This is a genomic window from Bradyrhizobium sp. Crot121 (genome assembly GCF_059512385.1).
The window spans coordinates 1-448 of record NZ_JCAMOR010000380.1; the positions used below are offsets into that span (position 1 = coordinate 1).

At 62.1% G+C, this 448-nt stretch carries 1 protein-coding gene; it reads right to left on the reverse strand.

Going from position 1 to position 448, the window contains the following annotated elements; all coding sequences use genetic code 11:
- Positions 1 to 413: helix-turn-helix domain-containing protein (locus AC5ZGW_RS47075; protein ID WP_496114264.1), on the reverse strand; the 413-nt coding region annotated here is incomplete at its 3' end.
- Between the last annotated feature and the right edge of the window lie 35 nt (positions 414 to 448).

The window sequence follows — 448 nt, forward strand, 5'->3', positions numbered from 1 at the left end:
TCAATCTTGTGCTCGCGCAGGAAGCGCCAGACATATTGAACGTCGACGTCGCCCAGCGCCTCCGCCAGCAGGGGGCCGTTCCAGCGCGCAAACCCGGCAGGAGGCGGCTTGTCCAGCAGCGCCAGAATCCGCTTACCGGTCGCCTTCGTGTAGATCGGCTTCTTGCCGGGCCGCGGCTTGTCCTCCAAGCCCGCAAGCCCTTCATCCGCAAAGCGATGCCGCCAATGGCTGACGATCCGCGGCTGCACGCCGACTGTCTTGGCTATCGCACGCGTGCTGCAGCCTTCCGCGGCCAATAGAACAATCCGGGCACGCTTCAGATCACGCTGTAACGTTCGCGGCAAGCGGCACCGGGCTTCTAGCTCCAGACGCTCCTTCCGCGAAACGCGGACTTCTCTTGCTTCGGGAATCATCCCGATCTTGAATCACGACTCACGTTCTATGAAAA